The 21,457-nt window shown below is 36.8% G+C and carries 19 protein-coding genes; 14 read left to right on the top strand and 5 right to left on the bottom strand.

What is annotated here, in order from left to right; all coding sequences use genetic code 11:
• Positions 1–9 precede the first annotated feature (9 nt).
• The 3 genes from argH (at position 10) to D0817_RS05825 (ending at position 3,631) form a co-directional block, all read left to right on the top strand.
• Positions 10–1,290 carry an argininosuccinate lyase gene (gene argH, locus D0817_RS05835; RefSeq protein WP_127337467.1) on the top strand — a complete coding sequence of 427 codons (1,281 nt, stop codon included), beginning with the start codon at positions 10–12 and terminating at the stop codon, positions 1,288–1,290.
• Positions 1,291–1,469: 179 nt separating this feature from the next.
• Positions 1,470–2,465 (top strand): DUF2157 domain-containing protein, encoded by a 996-nt coding sequence (locus tag D0817_RS05830; protein WP_127337466.1) that lies wholly within the window; start codon positions 1,470–1,472, stop codon positions 2,463–2,465.
• Positions 2,462–3,631, top strand: coding sequence for a hypothetical protein (locus D0817_RS05825; RefSeq protein WP_127337465.1), 1,170 nt, complete (start codon positions 2,462–2,464; stop codon positions 3,629–3,631). The genes D0817_RS05830 and D0817_RS05825 overlap by 4 nt, the downstream gene beginning before the upstream one ends.
• A 295-nt stretch (positions 3,632–3,926) precedes the next feature.
• Here D0817_RS05825 and ytxJ read toward each other — a convergent pair whose 3' ends face one another.
• Complete coding sequence (gene ytxJ / locus D0817_RS05820) at positions 3,927–4,316, bottom strand: bacillithiol system redox-active protein YtxJ (RefSeq protein WP_127337464.1); 390 nt, start codon at positions 4,314–4,316, stop codon at positions 3,927–3,929.
• A gap of 210 nt (positions 4,317–4,526) precedes the next feature.
• Here ytxJ and clpB point away from each other — a divergent pair, with 210 nt between their 5' ends.
• The 6 genes from clpB to D0817_RS05790 all read left to right on the top strand — a co-directional run bounded on the left by clpB (position 4,527) and on the right by D0817_RS05790 (position 10,695).
• Complete coding sequence (gene clpB / locus D0817_RS05815; RefSeq protein ID WP_127337463.1) at positions 4,527–7,127, top strand: ATP-dependent chaperone ClpB; 2,601 nt, start codon at positions 4,527–4,529, stop codon at positions 7,125–7,127.
• A gap of 414 nt (positions 7,128–7,541) precedes the next feature.
• Positions 7,542–8,417 (top strand): DUF808 domain-containing protein, encoded by an 876-nt coding sequence (locus D0817_RS05810; RefSeq protein WP_127337462.1) that lies wholly within the window; start codon positions 7,542–7,544, stop codon positions 8,415–8,417.
• Positions 8,418–8,606: 189 nt separating this feature from the next.
• On the top strand, positions 8,607–9,020 hold the full coding sequence (locus D0817_RS05805) for a hypothetical protein (protein ID WP_127337461.1): 414 nt from the start codon (positions 8,607–8,609) through the stop codon (positions 9,018–9,020).
• Between the two features lie 151 nt (positions 9,021–9,171).
• On the top strand, positions 9,172–9,417 hold the full coding sequence (locus tag D0817_RS05800; RefSeq protein ID WP_127337460.1) for a hypothetical protein: 246 nt from the start codon (positions 9,172–9,174) through the stop codon (positions 9,415–9,417).
• The gene (locus D0817_RS25640; RefSeq protein WP_127337459.1) at positions 9,418–9,579 is read left to right on the top strand and encodes a type II toxin-antitoxin system RelE/ParE family toxin; all 162 of its coding nucleotides are present in this window, start codon (positions 9,418–9,420) and stop codon (positions 9,577–9,579) included.
• Between the two features lie 228 nt (positions 9,580–9,807).
• Positions 9,808–10,695, top strand: a complete 888-nt coding sequence (locus D0817_RS05790) for a carbon-nitrogen hydrolase (RefSeq protein WP_127337458.1) — start codon at positions 9,808–9,810, stop codon at positions 10,693–10,695.
• Positions 10,696–10,764: 69 nt separating this feature from the next.
• Here D0817_RS05790 and D0817_RS05785 read toward each other — a convergent pair whose 3' ends face one another.
• Both D0817_RS05785 and D0817_RS05780 read right to left on the bottom strand, forming a co-directional pair.
• Positions 10,765–12,030: an OmpA family protein gene (locus D0817_RS05785; protein ID WP_127337457.1), complete on the bottom strand. Its 1,266-nt coding sequence runs from the start codon at positions 12,028–12,030 to the stop codon at positions 10,765–10,767.
• Positions 12,031–12,256: 226 nt separating this feature from the next.
• Entirely contained in the window at positions 12,257–13,780 is a 1,524-nt protein-coding gene (locus D0817_RS05780) for a choice-of-anchor I family protein (RefSeq protein ID WP_127337456.1), read from the bottom strand.
• A 186-nt stretch (positions 13,781–13,966) separates the two neighbouring features.
• Between D0817_RS05780 and D0817_RS05775 the strand changes: the two genes are divergently transcribed.
• On the top strand, positions 13,967–15,007 hold the full coding sequence (locus D0817_RS05775; RefSeq protein ID WP_127337455.1) for an agmatine deiminase family protein: 1,041 nt from the start codon (positions 13,967–13,969) through the stop codon (positions 15,005–15,007).
• A 313-nt stretch (positions 15,008–15,320) separates the two neighbouring features.
• Here the strand turns inward: D0817_RS05775 and fahA are convergent, their stop codons facing one another.
• A complete protein-coding gene (fahA, locus tag D0817_RS05770) occupies positions 15,321–16,604 on the bottom strand; it encodes a fumarylacetoacetase (protein WP_127337454.1) in 1,284 nt (427 codons plus the stop codon).
• A gap of 108 nt (positions 16,605–16,712) precedes the next feature.
• Here fahA and glyA point away from each other — a divergent pair, with 108 nt between their 5' ends.
• From glyA to D0817_RS05750, 4 genes are all read left to right on the top strand, one after another.
• Complete coding sequence (gene glyA, locus D0817_RS05765) at positions 16,713–17,987, top strand: serine hydroxymethyltransferase (protein ID WP_127337453.1); 1,275 nt, start codon at positions 16,713–16,715, stop codon at positions 17,985–17,987.
• 140 nt (positions 17,988–18,127) lie between these two features.
• Complete coding sequence (locus D0817_RS05760; protein WP_007810758.1) at positions 18,128–18,721, top strand: MiaE family protein; 594 nt, start codon at positions 18,128–18,130, stop codon at positions 18,719–18,721.
• Positions 18,722–18,952: 231 nt separating this feature from the next.
• A complete protein-coding gene (locus D0817_RS05755; RefSeq protein WP_127337452.1) occupies positions 18,953–19,993 on the top strand; it encodes a GMP reductase in 1,041 nt (346 codons plus the stop codon).
• A gap of 19 nt (positions 19,994–20,012) precedes the next feature.
• Complete coding sequence (locus tag D0817_RS05750; protein WP_127337451.1) at positions 20,013–20,510, top strand: GNAT family N-acetyltransferase; 498 nt, start codon at positions 20,013–20,015, stop codon at positions 20,508–20,510.
• A gap of 228 nt (positions 20,511–20,738) precedes the next feature.
• Here the strand turns inward: D0817_RS05750 and D0817_RS05745 are convergent, their stop codons facing one another.
• On the bottom strand, positions 20,739–21,317 hold the full coding sequence (locus D0817_RS05745) for a pentapeptide repeat-containing protein (RefSeq protein ID WP_127337450.1): 579 nt from the start codon (positions 21,315–21,317) through the stop codon (positions 20,739–20,741).
• Between the last annotated feature and the right edge of the window lie 140 nt (positions 21,318–21,457).

Genomic DNA, 21,457 nt, shown 5'->3' with positions numbered 1-21,457 from the left:
ATCTAAGTTATGAAACTTTGGGAAAAAGGAATACCAACAGACAAACAAATCGAACAATTCACTGTTGGAAACGATAGGGATCTCGATTTGGTTCTGGCAAAATACGACGCATTAGGCTCTATTGCACACGCCAAAATGCTGGGACAAATTGGTTTGCTGACCGCAGAAGAAACGGATTCTTTAGTCGAAGCATTAAACGAAATCATCGCAGATATCGCAAAAGGAAACTTCATCATCGAAGACAGCTTTGAAGATGTTCACTCTAAAATCGAATATTTATTAACGGTAAAACTGGGTGATGCCGGAAAAAAAATTCATACCGCCCGATCGCGTAACGATCAGGTTTTGGTGGATGTACATTTGTATCTGAAAGACGAAGTCAAAGCCTTAAAAGAGCAGGTCAAAACACTTTTTGATTTACTGATGGAATCCGCAGAAAAACATCAAAATGCATTATTGCCGGGATATACACATTTGCAGATTGCAATGCCTTCCTCTTTCGGAATGTGGTTTTCTGCTTACGCCGAAAGCCTGATTGACGATATCACCATGCTGAATGCAGCAGGAAAAATTGTAGACCAGAATCCGTTGGGTTCAGCCGCAGGTTACGGGAGTTCGTTTCCTATCAACAGAACATTTACGACTCAGGAATTGGGTTTTGAAACGTTAAAATTCAATGCCGTTGCCGCTCAGATGAGCCGTGGAAAAGCCGAGAAAACAGTAGCCTTTGCCATGAGCAGCGTAGCAGCAACCTTGTCAAAATTTGCCATGGACGTGTGTTTGTACATGAGCCAGAACTTTGATTTTATTGGCTTGCCCTCACATCTTACCACAGGTTCGAGTATTATGCCGCACAAGAAAAACCCGGATGTATTTGAATTAATCAGAGGAAAATGCAACAAAATTCAGGCCTTGCCTTACGAAATTACTTTAATCACCAATAACCTTCCAAGTGGTTACCACAGGGATTTACAGCTGTTGAAAGAAGGACTTTTTCCTGCAATCCAAAATTTAAAAGCCTGTCTGGATATCGCTATTTTCTCCATAAAAGACATTACGGTAAAAGAACATATTCTGGAAGATAAAAAATACGATTATTTGTTTACCGTAGATACGCTTAACGAAATGGTAGTCGCCGGAATGCCATTCAGGGATGCCTACAAAGCCGTTGCAGAACAGCTGGAAGCAGGAACCTATAGCTCTCCAAAAGCAACAAAACATACCCACGAAGGCAGTATTAATAATTTATGCCTGGATGCCATAAAACTTAAAATGCTTAACAGCTATTAGTCAGGATTTACGCTTTAGTAAAATTGCTTTAGTGTAAGTGGTTTGAGAATTGTTTTAAAAATATAAAAAGCGTTATGATCTTCTCATAACGCTTTTTTTTGAGTAAATCCTTTGTTGTTACGACAGAAATTCCATGCCAAATCCCTACATTTGAGAATCAGTTATCTTAAAATAAGACTATGGCAAAATTTGAAGAACAGGCAACTCAAACTCTTTTTGAGAAAAATTTCATTACCGAAGAACAATTGGTTCAGATAAAAGAGTACCGCAGTTCAGGTATTTTTTCATTAAATGCCGAATTAAAAATGTTCCTGTATTTATCGGTTTTGCTTTTTACATCCGGAATTGGAATCCTGATTTATGAAAATATCGATACGATTGGACATATAGCAATTTTGTCTTTGTTACTGATTGTTATCGTAATCTGTTTTTACTTTTGTTTTAAGAATTCAAAAGGATTTCAGAAATCAGAAACCACTTTTGAAAGCCCTGTTTTGGAATATCTGGTGCTTGCAGCCAATATTCTGACATGTATTTTTATTGGTTATCTGCAATTTCAGTACAAGCCTTTCGGGACACATTACGGTCTGGCCACATTGGTTCCAACGATTGTGAGTTTCTTTTGCGCGTATTATTTTGACAATAAAAGCGTTCTGACGATTGCGATTACAGGCCTTACAGCTTACGTCGGTTTTTCGGTAACGCCGCAGGATTTGCTTAAAAATGATTTCTATTCGCATCAGGATTTAAGTTATTCTGCCGTTATATTGGGAGGATTATTAATATTATGGACGATTTACAGTTCAAAAATCCAGCTCAAGACACACTTTAATCTCATCTACCTGACATTTGCTCTGCACATGATTAGTATCGCTTCCATTAGCAATTTGGTAAACGACCATAAGGGAATCTGGTTTGCTTTTTCGATTATTCTGGCCGGATCCAGTTTTTATTTTTATAAAATCAGCCATGAAGTAAAGGCAATCTCCTTGTTTGTTTTTATGATTATATATGCCTACATCGGAATAAATATATTTATTTTCAGGGTTTTCGAGAATATTGACTTCTCCGATATCTGGGTATTATTTGTTATGGTTATCCCTGCCTATTTTATTGGTTCCATAATTCTGTTTATCAAATTAATTAAGAACTTCAATAAAGAAATCGCCGAATGATATTATTAAATAAAAGTAAGTTAGAAAATTCAGCTTTGATTGAAGAAGCAGATTCATTAAAAAGTGCTGGTTTTATAGGAAAAGAGCAGCTTGATTTTATAAAAAAAGAACTTCTCGTTCTAAACAACCACAAAAACATATTAGTCCGTCTCGGTTTCTTTTTGCTGGGTTCCTTTTTGTACTCTTCCTTATGCGGTGTGGTTTCGCTTTTGGGACTTTCCGGAATGGATGAGAGCTGGAAAATATTCCCGTATCTGTTCGCCATTATTGGTGTTGTCGGATCAGAAATTCTGACTAAACAGGATTATCATCATCACGGACTTGACGATGCTTTTATCTTAGGATTACAGCTGAATATTGGTTTTGCTGTTGGAGTTTCGACAGATGGTGATAACATATTGGCCATTACAATAGCGGTAACAATTGTTTCACTGATCGCTTATTTGCGTTATGTACATTTGCTGTCTGCATTGGTTTTTTACCTGGCATTTACGGCAACCTTAGGATACGCTATATTTGATTTTCTGGAAGCAGGACAGGCAATTTTACCATTCTTTATGATGCTGTACAGTATAGGAACCTATTATTTTTGCCGAAGAATTATAAGTAAACTCGAAGAACCCTTCTACTACAACGGACTTCTTTTAATAAAAAACCTGAGTTTAATTCTGCTGTATTTCTCCGGAAATTATTTGGTCGTAAGGGAATTTTCAGCAAGTTTAGCCGATACTTATTATGAAATAAGTCCTGAAATTCCGTTCGCATTTTTCTTCTGGATTTTCACCTTTGGAATCCCGGTTTTGTACTTGGTTTTTGCCTTAAAAAACAAGGACAGAATTATGCTTTGGATTAGTTTTGCCGCGATTGCCTTTTCATTTTACAGCTTTCGGTTTTATTATTCGGTGCTGCCCATAGAAGTTGCATTAACATTGGGAGGTCTGGTTTTATTTGCAATAGTATTTTTAGCCATCAAAAAATTAAAACACAAGGAAGCCGGAGTAACATTTAAACCGGACAGAATCTCTAATTCCACTGCCTTTTTAAATGCGGAAGCCTTAATTATCGCTTCAACCTTTGGAATGAAACCGGAAGTAAAAGCACCGGAATCCCCAATGGAATTTGGAGGCGGTGGCTTTAGCGGAGGAGGATCAGATGGTAATTTTTGATTTTTTTTTTAAGAGTTATGAGTTAGGAGTTATGAGTTATGAGTTGTTAATTATGAGTTAGGTGTTATGAGCTAGAATTGAATCATAACTATAAACTAAAAGCCATAAACTATAAACTATAAACCATAAACTAAAAACTATAAACCATAACTACATAAAAAAGTAAAACCCTGAATTTTCAAGTTCAGGGTTTTACTTTTTTGTTTCTATTTCTATTTCTATTTCTATTTCTATTTCTATTTCTATTTCGTACTCATAACTCATAACCCATAACTCATAATTTTCCCGATCTTTCCTAAACTTTAGCTTTCAAAGCTTCTGCATCAATATCGCTGTGGGAAACGTTGTACACAGCCTTACCGTTTTTGATTAAAATCAATTGTGGTGATTCGTGATACACATTAAAACGGTTGGCGATCTCGTTAGAGACGTCACGATGTTCAATTAAATCCAGAAAGAAGGCATCAACGGTTTCGTCCAGATCGTAGTCTCTTTCGAATTGTTTCAGGGCCATCCGGCTGATACTGCATCGGGTACTGTGCTTAAAAATTACAATAGGCTTAACATTCGAAAGGGTTTCTATATCGCTTAACTGTGCTAAATTTGTAAGAGGAATCCAGTTTATTTTGCTTTTTTGGGAATCAGATTTTTCCGAATCTCCGAAGATTGAATTTAAAAAACTCATAATTTGACTGTTTTTATGACTTTTTGACATTTCTAATGATTGATTTTCTCATTTTTAATGTCATTTTGTCTTAATTTTTACTATGGACTATAATTTGAATAGACCTTAGCAAAGTTATATCATTTAAAATTAAATTTTGATGCAATAAAATCAAATTTTGATGGTATCAATTTTCAAAATTAAAATAACAAACCTAAATCTTACAAAAATATGAACATAAATAAATTTACAACTAAATCTCAGGAAGCCATTCAGCTGTCACAACAGTTGGCTCAACGGTATGGGCAGCAGCAAATAGAAAACGAACACATTTTTAAGGCCATTTTTGAAGTTGACGAAAATGTAGCGCCTTTTATTTTGAAAAAACTTAACGTTAATGTACCGTTGTTCCTGCAGGTATTAGATTCAACCATTCAAAGCTTTCCAAAAGTTTCAGGTGGAGATATTCTATTGTCAAGGGATGCAAACAAAGCCCTGAATGAAGCTGAAATCATTGCACAAAAAATGAACGATGAATACGTTTCGATCGAGCATTTAATTTTGGCCATTTTCGATTCAAAAAGTAAAGTAGCCCAGATTTTAAAAGATCAGGGAGTTACCGGGAAAGCTTTAAAAGCTACAATAGAAGAACTTAGAAAGGGAGAACGAGTGACTTCGGCTTCTGCTGAGGAAAATTATAATTCCTTAAATAAATACGCGAAAAACCTGAACGAATTAGCGCGTACCGGAAAACTGGATCCGGTGATCGGCCGTGATGAAGAAATCCGACGCGTATTACAGATTCTTACCCGAAGAACCAAAAACAATCCGATGCTGGTAGGGGAGCCGGGAGTAGGTAAAACCGCCATCGCAGAAGGATTGGCCCATAGAATTGTAGATGGCGATGTGCCTGAAAACCTGAAAGATAAAATCGTTTTCTCTCTGGATATGGGAGCGTTAATTGCCGGAGCCAAATACAAAGGGGAATTTGAAGAAAGATTAAAATCAGTAGTAAAAGAAGTAACAGCTGCAGAAGGTGATATCGTTTTGTTTATCGATGAAATTCATACGCTCGTGGGAGCGGGTGGAGGAGAAGGTGCGATGGATGCGGCGAACATTTTAAAACCGGCTCTGGCCCGTGGAGAATTAAGAGCAATCGGAGCAACAACCTTAGATGAATACCAGAAATATTTTGAAAAAGATAAAGCGCTGGAGCGTCGTTTTCAAAAGGTTTTAATTGATGAACCGGATACCGAAAGTGCCATTTCAATTTTGCGTGGTATTAAGGAAAAGTACGAGACACACCATAAAGTTCAGATAAAAGACGAAGCTATTATTGCAGCGGTAGAACTTTCCCAACGTTATATTACCAATCGTTTCCTACCGGACAAAGCCATTGATTTAATGGATGAGGCAGCTTCCAAATTGCGTATGGAAATCAACTCCAAACCGGAAGAACTGGATGTGCTGGATCGTAAAATCATGCAGCTTGAAATCGAAATTGAAGCTATTAAACGCGAAAAGGAAGAAAGCAAGCTTAAGATTTTAGGAATGGATCTGGCCAACCTGAAAGAAGAGCGAAATGAAATCTATACCAAATGGAAAACTGAAAAAGATGTGGTAGACGGGGTTCAGGCTGTGAAATTAGAAATCGAAGACTTCAAACATGAAGCCGAACGTGCCGAACGTGAAGGGGATTATGGAAAAGTAGCCGAAATCCGCTACGGGAAAATCAAAGAAGCACAAGAACGTCTTGATGTTTTACTGAAACAATTGCAGGAATACCAATCCGGTAATTCTTTAATAAAAGAAGAAGTGACCCGTGAAGATATTGCAGAAGTGGTCGCAAAATGGACCGGCATTCCGGTGATGAAAATGCTTCAGACCGAAAGAGAAAAGCTGTTGCATCTGGAAGATGAATTACACAAACGCGTGGTCGGGCAGGAAGAGGCCATTGAAGCCGTAAGTGACGCCGTACGCAGAAGCCGTGCCGGTTTGCAGGATATGAAAAAACCTGTTGGGACGTTCCTGTTTTTAGGAACTACCGGAGTAGGTAAAACAGAGCTGGCAAAAGCTTTGGCAGAATATCTTTTTGATGATGAAAACGCCATGACCCGTATTGATATGAGCGAATACCAGGAACGCCACAGTGTGAGCCGTTTGGTTGGAGCGCCTCCGGGATATGTGGGGTATGATGAAGGGGGACAACTGACAGAAGCCGTTCGCAGAAAGCCGTACTCTGTGATTTTGCTGGACGAGATCGAAAAAGCACATCCGGATACGTTCAACATTTTGTTGCAGGTTTTGGATGAAGGTCGATTAACTGATAATAAAGGACGCCTGGCAGATTTCAAGAACACCATTATAATCATGACCTCCAATATGGGAAGTCAGATCATTCAGGAAAAATTTGATAATCTAAAGGGAGGTATCGAAGCCGCAACGGAAGCTGCAAAAGTGGAAGTTTTAGGTTTGCTGAAACAAACGGTTCGTCCGGAATTTATAAATCGTATTGATGAGATTGTACTGTTTACGCCCTTAACAGTTGAAAATATTTCGAGAATTGTAAGCCTGCAGCTTAAAAGTGTTACCAAAATGCTGGCTTTACAAGGTATTACGATGGATGCAACTCCGGAAGCCATTAAGTATTTATCCGACAAAGGATATGATACCCAGTTTGGGGCAAGACCGGTAAAACGTGTGATCCAGAGAGAAGTACTGAATCAGTTGTCGAAAGAAATTCTGGCCAACAATATTACAACCGATAGTATCATTTTAATTGATGCTTTCGACGGAAAACTGGTTTTCAGAAACCAGACCCATAAAGTTTAATGATTTTTGTTTAGTTAATTATTAAATTGGGGAAGCATCAGCCGAAAGGCTGGTGCTTTTTTTTTGGAATAAGTTTGAATCCGTGAATATTGAAACTTTTTTTAAAAGTAATATAAGCTGAATTAAAAATTAAGTTAAGAAATTTACTTCTAACTTAAAACACAAAATCATGAACAATATTTTTAGAGGATTAATTGCAGGTTACGGTGCGAAAAAATTAGGGGGCGGATGCTTCGGTACTATCTTTGTTTTTGTAATTATCTGGTTGCTTTTAGGGCAGTGCAGCTAATTTTTAGTAAAAGATTTAATAAAAAGTATTAGATTCGCGTACGTAAAAAAAACAAATAACGTAAACTAAACTGGGTGTTGAAATCCGGTTGATTACGTAATACTTAAAAAATAAATTAACTTATAATGGCATCAGGTTTTTTCGTACTATTAGATGATATCGCAGCAATCATGGATGATGTTGCAGTAATGAGTAAAGTGGCAGCAAAGAAAACTGCCGGTATTTTGGGCGACGATTTAGCTGTTAATGCCGAAAAAGCTTCAGGATTTGCTTCGTCAAGAGAACTTCCTGTTTTGTGGGCCATCAGCAAAGGGTCGCTTCTTAACAAAGTCATTATTCTGCCAATTGCGTTTCTTTTAAGTGCCTTTTTTCCGATTGCGATTATTATCATTTTAGTGCTGGGCGGTCTTTTCCTTGCCTATGAAGGTGCAGAAAAGATATATGAATTTATATTTCCCCATGAAGAGCCTTCCGAAGGAATTACAGAAGAAACCTTTACCGAAGAAGAGATTTTAGCTCTTGAAAAAGATAAAATAAAATCAGCCATTGTCACCGATTTTATTTTATCGGTAGAAATAGTAATTATTGCTTTGGGGACTGTAATTGGTAAACCTATTTCATCGCAGATTGCAGTAGTTTCAATCGTTGCACTGATTGCAACCATTGGTGTTTACGGTATTGTCGCTATAATAGTGAGAATGGATGAAGTTGGCTTTAAGATGATTCAGCACAGTAAAAAAGAGAAAAGTATTTTAAAAACGATAGGAAATATTCTGGTACAGGCACTTCCAAAGGTTATTAAACTTTTAACTGTGGTCGGTACAATCGCTTTACTGCTTGTATCCGGTGGTTTATTTGTACACAATATTGAATTTTTACATCATTTATTCCCGCAACTTCCTTCTATTTTAAAAGAATTTATAATTGGACTGGTAGCAGGATTTATAGTGCTGGGAATTGTAAATCTGTTCAAAAAGATTTTCGGAAGGAAAGCACATTAATTAAAATCATTTTCACACCATATCACGAACATCAGCTGCAAGGCTGGTGTTTTTTTATGCTTTTTATATAAGAATAAAAGTTTGGCATCCAGCGGTTTACTTTTTTGTTTGGATTATTTAACATTCTTTCTAAGCAACCTTATTCAGGTATTCCCCTCTTCATAATAAAATAACAAACAAATATTTATTATGAAAAAGTTTAAATTAAATTCAGTTTTATTAGTATTATTCTCGTTAACAGTATTTGCATCCTGCGATCGTGATGATGACAAAACACCTGATCCTGTAAAGGAAACCGTAAAAAATGCTTTGGCAACTGAAGTAACAGGACCTGCAACCGGAAAGGTAAACACAGAGCTTAGTTATGAGGTAACTTTTTTACCGGACAATTCTTGCGGTGAGTTTACTAAATTTACAGAAGCAACCATTGGAACCGTAAAAGGTTTACAGGTAGAAGTAAAATATCCGGAGGTTTGTACACAACAGGTTGCGACGCCTAAAAAAGCAGTTTATAAATTTAAATCGGCAGAAAAAGGAACTTTCGAAATCAAATTCAAAAAATCAGCAACTGAATTTATAATCCAGAAAGTGGTTATTGATTAATTAGTTTCCTGATTGATAAATTGAGGACATAACCATTTTTCAACTATTTGATTCTATCGTTAAGGAATTACATATTTGAGAAATGGTTTTTTTTTTGATAAATTAATTTTAGATAAAATAACTATCTTTGAATGATTAAAAGAATATGATTATGGGAGCTTTAGAGTTAAGAGATAGTATTTTAGAATCTATAAGTACTGCAGATGAACGTCTTCTAAAAGTTGTTAAAGCAGTTATAGAAAGTTATCAGGAAGAAGAAATAGTGGCGTTTTCGGTAGATGGAAAACCAATTACAAGAAGTGTTTATAAAGCTGAATTAGCTACCGCAAAATTAGAAATTGAAAAAGGACAATTTACATCACAGGAAGATTTAGAAAAAGAATCTGAAAATTGGTAAATGAGTACGATAGAAAAAGTAGTCTGGACCAATACAGCAAGGAATCAGCTAAAAAGCATTTACAATTATTATAAAGAAAAGTCTATTCAGGGTGCCAACAATGTAAAAAATGATATTTTAGCCAAAGAAGATTCACTTTGTAGAACAGTACCAAAAAGATGAAATTGAGCCTGAATATAGAAGAATAATCGTTAGGGATTATAAAATATTATATAAGGAAGAGAATAGAGTTGTTTATATTGCACGAATATTTTCAACAAAAAGGGATTCTGTAAAATAATTATAAAGAAAAGAGCTTAATGAGGCTCTTTTTTTATGAAAGGTAAGTAAGCAAGACATACTTTGTCATTCCTCTAAAAATTACTATTTTTGCACTCTAAATTTTATGTCATGCCGAAAAGAAAATATAAAATAGCCGTTGTCCAGTTAAATCTGAATGACGTAGCGGAGAATAACCTGAAAAAATGTATCAGCTGGGTAAAAGATGCAGCCCATAAAGGAGCTGAAGTTATTTTACTTCCCGAATTATATAGCAGCCATTATTTTTGCCAAAGCGAAGATGTAGATAATTTTGCCCTGGCAGAACCGCTTTACAGTACTTCCTTTATTGCTTTTAGTGAACTGGCAAAAGAATTAGGGGTTGTAATTATTGTTCCTTTCTTCGAAAAAAGAATGGCCGGAATTTACCACAATAGTGCCTACATTATTGATGCTGACGGAACAGAAGCAGGTTTATACCGTAAAATGCATATTCCGGACGATCCGCATTTCTACGAAAAATTCTATTTTACACCGGGAGACTTAGGCTTTCAGGCAATCAAAACCCAAAAAGGAACTGTCGGGACATTAATCTGCTGGGATCAGTGGTATCCGGAAGCAGCCCGTATTACGGCCCTAAAAGGAGCAGAAGTATTATTTTATCCGACAGCGATAGGATGGCATCCAAAAGAAAAAGAGCAGTACGGTGAAAACCAATATGGCGCGTGGATGAATGTTATGAAAGGACATGCTGTTGCCAATGGAGTTTTCGTTGCAGCTGCCAACAGAATTGGTTTAGAACAATATATAGAAGGTACAGACGGAATTCAGTTTTGGGGCGCTTCTTTTATAGCCGGACCTCAGGGTGAAATTCTTGCTCAGGCGTCTCACGATCAGGAAGAAATTCTTATTGCCGAAGTCGATTTGGATTTACAGGAAAATGTACGTCAGAACTGGCCGTTTTTCAGGGACAGAAGAATCGATGCTTTCGGGGATATTACCAAAAGAGCAATTGATTAATTCATTTTATTCCATAAAAAAAAGCCGTTTCAAATATTTGAAACGGCTTTTTAATTTATAAGAGAGATATTATTTTACTTTGAAAGTAACTCTTCTCACGATTTGACGGGCTTCTTTAGAACTTTTATTCACAGAAGTATCTTCACCGTTTGCAATTACATTCAGTCTTGAAGCATCTATTCCAGCGTTGATAGCTACGTTTTTCACAGCTTCGGCTCTTTTTCTTGATAATTCAGTGTTGTAGTCGGAACTTCCGATTTCATCTGAATATCCAACGATGTCAGCAGATTTACCCGGATTGTTTTTCAAATATTTCACTAAGAAATCAACACCTGATAAAGAAGCGTTTGTTGGTTTAGAAGAGTTAAAATCGAAATAGACATTTACATATCCTCCGTTGATTAATTCTTCAACTGTATTATTTGTTGCTGTTTCTCCGCCTTTTTGAACGTAAGTTTTCTCTAAATAACTTTCCAGTTCATCCGGTACCCCATTTTGATTGGTATCGATAGATTGTCCTTTAGTATTAACAGCAACTCCTGAAACCGTATTTGGCTCTAAATCATAAAGATCAGCTACACCATCTTTATCAGTATCAATAAGATTAGTTTCGATTGTTGTAACTCTGTCTTCTAATTTATTTAATCTTTCATTTTCTTCAGAAAACCAGTCAGCATGTTTTTCGTTTTTACCTAAGTAAAAAGTCAAACCAACAGAAGCATTCAGCAATACACCATCAAATGAACCTGTAGTCGTCTGACCCATTCCGTCAAAGTTGTGATTTTGTCTTCCGTTAACGATACCCGTTAAATCTCCGGTTAAAGCAATACTGTTGCTTAATCTGATTTGTCCTGTAAGACCAAGGATTCCATGACCCATATAATCTTCTCCGTCAAAACCATTATCAGAAGTTAATTGCGTAACACCAAATCCACCATGTGCCAATATACCGATGGTATTGGTCCACGTTTCAAAATTTAATGCTCTTCCCAGGTTTACAACTCCTTGTAAACTTGTTCTGATCGCTCTGCTTTCGAATGCGGGCGTATCATCACGTTCCTGAAATTGATCATATCCAAAATCAAGTTTCACACCAAATTTAGGGTTAAACATATATCTCACACCTAAGTCAGCGTGGAAAGGATTTAATGTTGCAGTAGAATAACCCGGCGTTATAGCTCTGGTTGGTTTGTTTACACCGCCATTCAATTCGATAGACCATCTGTCGTATGCAGGTTTGTCAACTGAAGGCTGAGCCGCTGTCGTTGCCATATTTTGGGCACTTGCTGCAAATGATAGTACTAAAAATGATACGGAAGCTAATGTCTTTTTCATGATATCTAATTATTTAATTTTAATTTGTTAAGCTTTTATTATGCTTGAGACAAACTTAGACTATCAAACAAGAAATTTTGTTCCACTACTTTTCTTTAAATCTTATATAATTTCCATTTATTCGCCAAAACAACTGCAAAATTGTTAAAATAATCTAAATATTGGCCAAAATAAAAGGGACAAAATCAATATTTTGCCCCTTTTGCTATTTTCGGATTGATAAAATTTACTTCAAATCAGCCTGAAAAATTTTGATCGTTCCGTCACCTTCACTGCTTACAATTACCAGGCTTCTTTTTGTTGGACTTTTAGAAGCCGGAATAAAAAGTAAGCCTTCTGGCGCATCACCTGTTTTTACGGTTTGTAAATATTGCGGAGAAGCCGGGTTGGTTACATCATACGTCATAAAAGCATCAGATCTTTCTAAACCTACAAATAAAATATTCTGACTGCCCATTTTGGCCACTACTACCGCTTCAGGTTCTGAACCCTTATCGTCGCTGCGCTTATCGTCATAAGTACCAAATTCACTGCTCTTTTTGTCAACATCATTTTTGCTGTCATAAACTATTTTTCCCGTGTTCCCATTCCATATAGAGAAAGAACGTGCTCCAAAACTTACCATTTCATCCAAGTCTCCGTCTCCATCCGTGTCTCCCATATCGGCAACAAGATTCAGTCTTCCTAAATTTGTTTCCAGTTTTAAGGTAGCGGCATCAGGAAAAACGGTTGCATCTAATGTCATGTCTTTCATTCTTTTAATATCGGTATGTGCAGCATATTCTCTTGCATCTCCTTCATTGGCCGTAACAAAGTACGGTACATTATCAGCAGAAAAATGACTGATAGCATCCGGCATAAACATTCCTTTTACTTTCCATGGGTTAAAAGCTACTTTGTCATCCTTATCACTTACGTCAATAGCATTTGCAGCAGTATTGAAATCTTTAAGGCCTAGAGGGTAAACAGCAGTAATAGTTTTAGAAGTTAAATCTACTTTTGCTACACCGTTATTTTCCTGAAGTGTAACCCAGGCCGTTTTAGAATCATCTGAAATAGTTACATATTCAGGTTCAATGTCTTGTGCAAAAGACTTGGCAAAAGTTGAAATTCTAAATCCGTCTTTTCTCAAAGCCGCTGCCTGAGTGCTGAAAGAACTGAAATCTAAAGTAGTAACGGCATAATTATTGGCTACTTCTATAATAGAAATAGTCCCGTTTGGATCCTGGGAGTAGTCTGTATTCGGTTCGCCTTCGTTGGCTGTCATGATAAATTTTCCGTCTGGCGAAAAAGTAACCATATCAGGTAAAGCACCAACTGTAATTTGTTTGATCAGGCTGTAATCGGAAGTATTAAAAACAACCACTTTTCCATTTCCCTGTTTATTAACTGTAGATTCCAGCGCAACAGCTAATTTTCCATCATAAACTGAAACACTATTGGAAGCACCTTCGTAAGGAGTTAAGTCAATTTTTCCAATTTTGGATGGTTTTGACGGATCAGACAAATCAATTACGTCAATCTGATTTGTTCCGCTATTATTTACCGTAAAAAGTCTTTTTGTTTTTTCATCATAAGCTGAAATTTCAGCTGCCGCTTCTCCGCCTATGGTAATGCTTCCAATTTCTTTAAAAGCAGCCGGATTTTCATTTACAACAGCTTCAGGTTCTTGGTTGTTTGAATTTTCATCGTTATTACAGCTTGCCATTATAGTTAAAGCTGCTAATAATGAGATACTTAATTTTTTCATGTGTTGGTTTTTTAGTTTTGCCAAATGTAAATGGCAGAATCTTGCTGTATATTAAGGTTGTATTATTTAATCTTTAACTTAATTTTCAACAGCTATTTAATCGAATTCCAATTTGATTTTATTTCAGTTGTTTTATAATCCTTACGAATCATTATCTTTGTACCCTTTCAAATTTAGAAACGCTGTATGTCAACAAATAATAGAAGATTCCCAGCAGAATGGGAAAAACAACAAGGAATTGTATTGTGTTTTCCACATAATGGTAACGACTGGCCGGGTAAATACGATGCGGTTCAGTGGGCTTTTGTGGAATTTATTAAAAAAGTAGCCACTTTTGAAACCGTTTTTTTGGTGGTAGCCGATGAAAAACTAAAAGAAAAAGTAGCCGAAATGCTGGAACGGGCACGTGTAAATGTGGCAAACGTTTCTTTCATCATCCATAAAACCAACAGAAGCTGGATGCGTGATTCCGGACCGATTATCGTAAAAAATGGCTCGAAAAGAGAAGCACTGAATTTCAACTTTAATGGCTGGGCGAAATATAAAAATTACCAGCTTGATAAATTTGTTCCCGGAAAGGTGGCCGATTTTATTGATGTTACTTTAACACAGGTAATGTACAAGGGAAAACCGGTAATAGTGGAAGGCGGAGCCATTGATGTAAACGGAAAAGGAACTTTATTAACTTCTGAAGAATGTTTGATGCATCCTACTATTCAGGTTAGAAATGCAGGTTTTACCAAAGAAGATTACGAGGCGGTTTTTAAGGAATATTTAGGGGTTACCAATGTGATCTGGTTAGGCGACGGGATAGAAGGTGATGATACCCACGGACACATTGACGATTTATGCCGGTTTGTCAATGAAGACACCATTGTAACAATTGTAGAAACAGATAAAAACGACGCTAATTACAAGCCGTTGCAGGATAATCTGAAACGTTTGCAGAATGCGAAGTTAGAAAACGGAAAATCTCCGGTGATTGTAGCTTTGCCAATGCCAAAACGTGTCGATTTTGAAGAATTGAGATTGCCGGCCAGTTATGCTAATTTCTTAATTCTGAACAATTGTGTTTTAGTACCAACATTCAATGACAGCAACGATCGTGTGGCTTTGAATATATTGTCAGAATGTTTCCCGGATCGCGAAGTGATTGGAATAAGCTGTATTGATTTTATCTGGGGATTCGGAACATTACATTGCCTGAGCCAGCAGATTCCAGCTTAGTTTGTTTTTGAATTTAATCACGCAAAATCGCAAAGTTTTTTTTCCATTTTGTGTCATTTCGACGTAAGGAGAAATCGCACTAGAAGGTCCATACTGAATGTCGTCAATCTTTGTCGATTAACGAGTGCGATTTCTCCTTACGTCGAAATGACAAAAAGCACGATTAATTAATGGCTTTTAAATTATAAACTTTGCGCCTTAGCGCCTTTGCGTAATTCAAAATAAAAAAAACTTTATTTACAGGCATAAAAAAACCTTGGCGCTAACCAAGGTTTTATATTTTTTAAATCTATTCAGCTATTTTATCTCCTCTTCATGGTCTGATGAAAGGCGGCAGCAATTGACTGCATACTTCTCCAAAACCAATTCGTACTTCGTTACCTTCGCAGAAGCCTCTGATAATAACAGTATCATTATCTTCGATGAACTTGCGTTCACTTCCGTCTTTTAATTTCAACGGATTTTGTCCTCCCCAGGTAAGTTCTAACATCGAACCAAAACTGTCGGGAGTCGGGCCTGAAATAGTTCCGGAACCCATCATGTCACCAGAATTGATACGACACCCGTTTGAGGTGTGATGCGCCAATTGCTGACTCATGGACCAGTATAAATATTTAAAATTTGATTTAGAAACTATCGTTTCTTCTGCATTTTCGGGTTTTATAGAAACTTCTAAATGAATATCAAACGCTTTTTTTCCTTTCGTCTGTAAATAAGGAAGCGGTGACGGATCTTGTTTCGGGCCTTTCGTTCTGAAAGGTTCCAAGGCATCCATAGTCACAATCCATGGAGAAATTGAGGTAGCGAAGTTTTTGGCTAAGAAAGGCCCAAGAGGCACATATTCCCATTTCTGGATATCGCGCGCGCTCCAGTCATTCAGTAAAACCATTCCGAAAATATAATCTTCGGCTTCGTAAGTAGGGATGTTTTCTCCCATGATATTTACGTCGGTTGTAATGAAAGCGGTTTCCAGTTCAAAATCAACTAATCTTGAAGGACCGAAAACAGGGTACTTTTCACCGGCAGGCAAAGTTTGTCCCATTGGACGGTGTACCGGAATTCCGGACGGAACGATAGTAGAACTTCTTCCGTGGTAGCCTACCGGAATATGTAACCAGTTTGGTAACAAGGCATGTTCTGGATCGCGGAACATTTTCCCAACGTTGGTAGCATGCTCTTTACTGGAGTAAAAATCAGTATAATCACCAATTAAAACCGGTAATTGCATCTCAACATCTTCGATTTTGAAAATAACAATATCGCGGTCTTTTGTTGAATCTCTAAGTTGTGGATTGGTTGCATCGAAAATATCAGCGATGCGATTTCGGACTAATCGCCATGTTTTTTTTCCATCGGAAATAAAATCATTAAGCGTGTCCTGCATGAACATATCATCCGTTAAATCTATTCCTGCGAAATAGTTTAATTGTTGTAAAGCTCCTAAATCTATAGCGTAATCGCCAATTCGTGTTCCTACTGTAACGACATTTTCTTTGGTAAGAAATACACCGAACGGAATATTCTGAATAGGGAAATCACTATTTTCCGGTACTTCTAACCATGATTTTCTTTTGGTATCGTTGGCGGTTATTGGCATGTGAATGTTAATTATTTGTTGAAAAATTCTATGTCAAATATATCATAATCTAACAGTTTGACAAACGTTTTTTTGTATTTTTGCAGGAAATTAACGAAAAACGAAAAAATGCAACGCGACGAACAAATTTTTGACCTTATACTAGAGGAACAAGACAGACAAATTCACGGACTAGAACTTATCGCTTCTGAGAATTTTGTAAGTGATGAAGTAATGGAAGCAGCTGGTTCTGTTTTAACCAATAAATATGCTGAGGGATATCCTGGCAAAAGATACTACGGCGGTTGCGAAGTAGTTGACGTTATTGAGCAAATTGCAATTGACAGAGCTAAAGAATTATTTGGTGCTGAGTATGCAAACGTACAGCCTCACTCAGGTTCTCAGGCAAATACAGCAGTTTACCATGCTTGTTTAAACCCTGGCGATACTATTTTAGGTTTTGATTTATCTCACGGTGGTCACTTAACTCACGGTTCGCCGGTAAACTTTTCAGGTCGTTTATACAAACCGGTTTTTTACGGTGTAGATGCTGAAACAGGTCGTTTGGATTATGATAAAATTCAGGAAATTGCTACTAAAGAGCAGCCAAAATTAATCATCGCAGGAGCTTCGGCTTATTCACGCGATATGGACTTTGAGCGTTTCAGAGTAATTGCTGACAGCGTAGGAGCTATCTTGTTTGCTGATATTTCTCACCCTGCAGGTCTTATTGCAAAAGGATTAATGAATGATCCGATTCCACATTGTCATATTGTTTCTACTACAACACATAAAACATTACGCGGACCTCGTGGAGGTTTGATCTTAATGGGGAAAGATTTCGAAAATCCACAAGGATTAAAAACGCCAAAAGGAGAAATCAGAATGATGTCTTCATTGTTAGACTTAGCTGTTTTTCCTGGAAATCAAGGTGGTCCATTAATGCATATTATTGCTGCTAAAGCCGTTGCTTTTGGTGAAGCCCTTAAAGATGAATTCTTTACTTACGCAATGCAATTGCAGAAAAATGCAAATGCTATGGCAGATGCTTTTGTAAAAAGAGGATACAATATTATCTCCGGCGGAACGGATAACCACATGATGCTTATTGACCTAAGAAATAAAAATATTTCAGGTAAAGAAGCAGAGAATGCATTAGTAAAAGCAGAAATCACGGTAAATAAAAATATGGTTCCATTTGATGATAAATCACCATTTGTCACTTCTGGAATTCGTGTTGGAACTGCTGCAATCACGACTCGTGGTTTAGTAGAAGAAGATATGGAAACTATCGTAGCCCTAATCGACAAAGTATTGGCGGATCACACCAACGAAGCACTTATCGAGGAAGTAGCCAACGAAGTAAACGAAATGATGAGCGAAAGACCGATTTTCGTATATTAATTTAGTTTCAGGTTTAAAGTTTCAAGTTTAAAGTTTTGTAACGCGTAAAAAACGTACAACAAAACTTTAAACTTTTTTCGTTCCTAACAGAACCTGAAACAAAGAAAACCTGAAACCTGAAACAAAACAAACAAAAGACTATGGGCGTACTAAGATTACAATTGCCAACCGACCCAAGATGGGTCAATATTGTAGAAAAAAACATTGAGGAAATCCTGACAGATCACGCCTGGTGCGAGCAAAAAGCAGCAACAAACGCGATTACTATTATTACCAATAATTCTGAGCATCAGGATTTGGTGAAAGATTTACTGGCTCTGGCCAAAGAAGAAATCGATCATTTTGAGCAGGTTCATAATATAATCATCAAAAGAGGGCTAAAATTAGGACGCGAGCGCAAAGACGATTATGTAAATGAATTGTACTTGTATATGAAAAAAAGCGGCGACGGAAGCCGTGTTTCCGGTCTGGTGGAAAGACTCTTATTTTCTGCAATGATCGAAGCCAGAAGCTGCGAACGTTTTAAAGTATTATCGGAGAATATCCAGGACGAAGAATTAGCTGTTTTCTACAGGGAATTAATGGAAAGCGAAGCAGGTCATTACACCACTTTCATCACCTACGCCAGAAAATACGGAGTAGGCATTGACGTTGAAAAACGCTGGAGAGAATGGCTGGCCTACGAAGAATCGATTATAAGCAATTACGGAAAAGGAGAGACGATTCACGGGTAGTTTAAATAAAAATTCCAATTTGAAAATTCCAAATTCCAATGTTAAGAATAAGTCTTTGCGAATCTCTGGGAATCTTTGAGAATCTCTGTGAAATTTCAAAATAAAAATTCGTGTCTTCGCTTTAGCGAATCCGTGTCATCCGCATCCAAAGAATCACAAAGTTTTGGCAATCTTAAATCTAAAATCAACAATCTAAAATTGTATATTTGAGAGTAACGAAAACTGAAAGCCATGAGAATAGAAACAGATCTGAAATTAGGATTTAAAGATGTAATGATTCGACCAAAAAGATCGACGCTAAAAAGCAGGTCTGAAGTCTCTTTAGAACGAAATTTTAAGTTTCTGCACAGCACTACAAACTGGACGGGAATTCCGATTATGGCTGCCAATATGGATACCGTCGGGACTTTCGAAATGGCGGAAGTTTTAGCCAAAGAAAAACTTTTTACAGCCATTCACAAACATTATTCACTGGAAGAGTGGAATGCTTTCCTGAAAAATGTAACGCCGGATTTCTACGATTATATTGCGATAAGCACGGGAACTGGTACAGAAGATTTTGCTAAAATCGGTGAGGTTATAACCGCAAATCCATTGCTGAAATTTATTTGTATTGATGTGGCCAATGGCTATTCCGAGCATTTTGTTCAGTTTTTAAAACAAACCCGCAAACAATATCCGGACAAAGTGATTATTGCCGGAAATGTGGTGACCGGCGAAATGGTGGAGGAACTATTATTAGCCGGAGCCGATATTGTAAAAGTCGGAATCGGACCCGGTTCTGTCTGCACCACACGTGTAAAAACAGGCGTTGGGTATCCGCAGCTTTCCGCTATTATAGAATGTGCCGATGCAGCTCACGGTTTGGGCGGACATATCATTAGCGATGGCGGCTGCAGCACGCCCGGCGATGTGGCCAAAGCTTTTGGCGCCGGATCTGATTTTGTAATGTTGGGTGGCATGTTAGCCGGACATTACGAAAGTGGAGGAGAATTAATCGAAATTGACGGTGAGAAATTCAAACAATTCTACGGAATGAGCTCGACAACCGCAATGGAAAAACATGTCGGCGGCGTGGCAGAATACAGGGCAAGTGAAGGAAAAACAGTCCAGGTGCCGTATAAAGGAAAAGTGATAAGCACGGTTTTAGATATTTTAGGAGGTTTACGAAGTACCTGTACGTATGTAGGCGCTTCAAGATTAAAGGAATTGACGAAACGAACCACTTTTATAAGGGTAAGTGAACAGGAAAATCAAATTTTCACCAATTAAAAATACTTTTAGAATACATATGATTACAATTTCAGAAGCAGCCCTTAGTGATATTAAGCAAATTCAAAATATAGTAGATATTACATGGCCCATTACGTATGGCAAAATTCTATCAAAAGAACAATTAGCTTATATGTTAGGTCTTTTTTATTCGAATGAGGCGCTAACACTTCAATACAATAAAAAAGAGCAATTGTTTTATATGATTTATGAAGATGGAACTAATTTAGGTTTTATCGGAATAGAACATAATTATAATAGAGAAACAGTAACCAAGATTCATAAAATATACCTGTTACCTGAAACACAAGGAAAAGGAATTGGTAAAAAAGTTATTGATGAAATTGGAAAATTAGCTTCAGATAACAATTCCACAGCATTAGTTTTAAATGTAAACCGATTTAATTCTGCTTTAGGCTTTTATAAAAAAATAGGTTTTGAAATTGTTGATGAAGTGAACATCGACATAGGGAACGGTTATTTGATGGAAGATTATGTGATGGAGAAACGATTGTGAATTAAATAAGACTTGCCTAATTGTTTTTATTTAGGCAAAAAACTTTAAATTATAATCTCGCAAAGACGCAAAATCGCAAAGTTTGTACTTACTTTTTAACTTGGCGATTTTGCGTCTTTGCGTGAATTTTATATTAAAACTAAATAATTAAAGAAAGAATTCCTCCAAGTCATGAAATTACAGCGTTTTTAGATTTAATCAGAATAAAAGCAGCATCTTTTATTGTAATTAATGCACAATAACATCATGCTTAAACAGCAATCCCTTAACCTCTTTCAAAGCAAAAACCGCTTTCTTCAGTTTGGTTTTGGAAGGATCAATAGTATAGTTGAAACTGGTTTTAAAATCAGCTTTATTGGCAATCGCTTTATCAAATTCGGCACGGTATAAATCACAATTGTCAAAAAGTACGCTTGTCAGATCGGTGGCCATAAAATCTACCGCAATTAAACTGCAGTTCGTAAAAGTAGTTCCTTTCAGCTTTAAAGTGTAAAACTTTGAAAAGTCTAAAACGCAGTCATAAAAATGAACTTCAAAGATCAGTTTGTCGCACATGGCAAAATTAACTTCCTTAATTTCACAACGGTTAAAAGTCGCTGTCCTGAACGCAACATAATTAATTTTGGCCTCACTGAAAATGCAGTCATTAAAAACACAATCGATAAAGGTAACGGCTAAAAAAGTACAGGCCGAGAAGTTGCAATTATTGAAAATGCAGCATTCAAAATCCTTGAAATTAGCATCGTCTCTGCCATAAGTAATGGTATCGTATTCTTTATCAAGGAAATATTCGGATTGCTTTTTCAATGCTTTTTGATCGTTATTTGAGAGTGAAAAGATAATAATTACGTCGCTATTTGATGCGTTTCCGGTTGTTATTTTTAAAATGTAAATGAATTTATAAGAATTTAACCGTGAATAATTTAATATTTAAATTTTAAAGTGCT

Origin of the sequence: Flavobacterium cupreum (assembly GCF_003996965.1) — a bacterium.
Lineage (GTDB): Bacteria > Bacteroidota > Bacteroidia > Flavobacteriales > Flavobacteriaceae > Flavobacterium > Flavobacterium cupreum.
The sequence above is the reverse complement of the archived record's forward strand: the minus strand, read 5'-3'. Positions and strand labels throughout refer to the sequence as shown.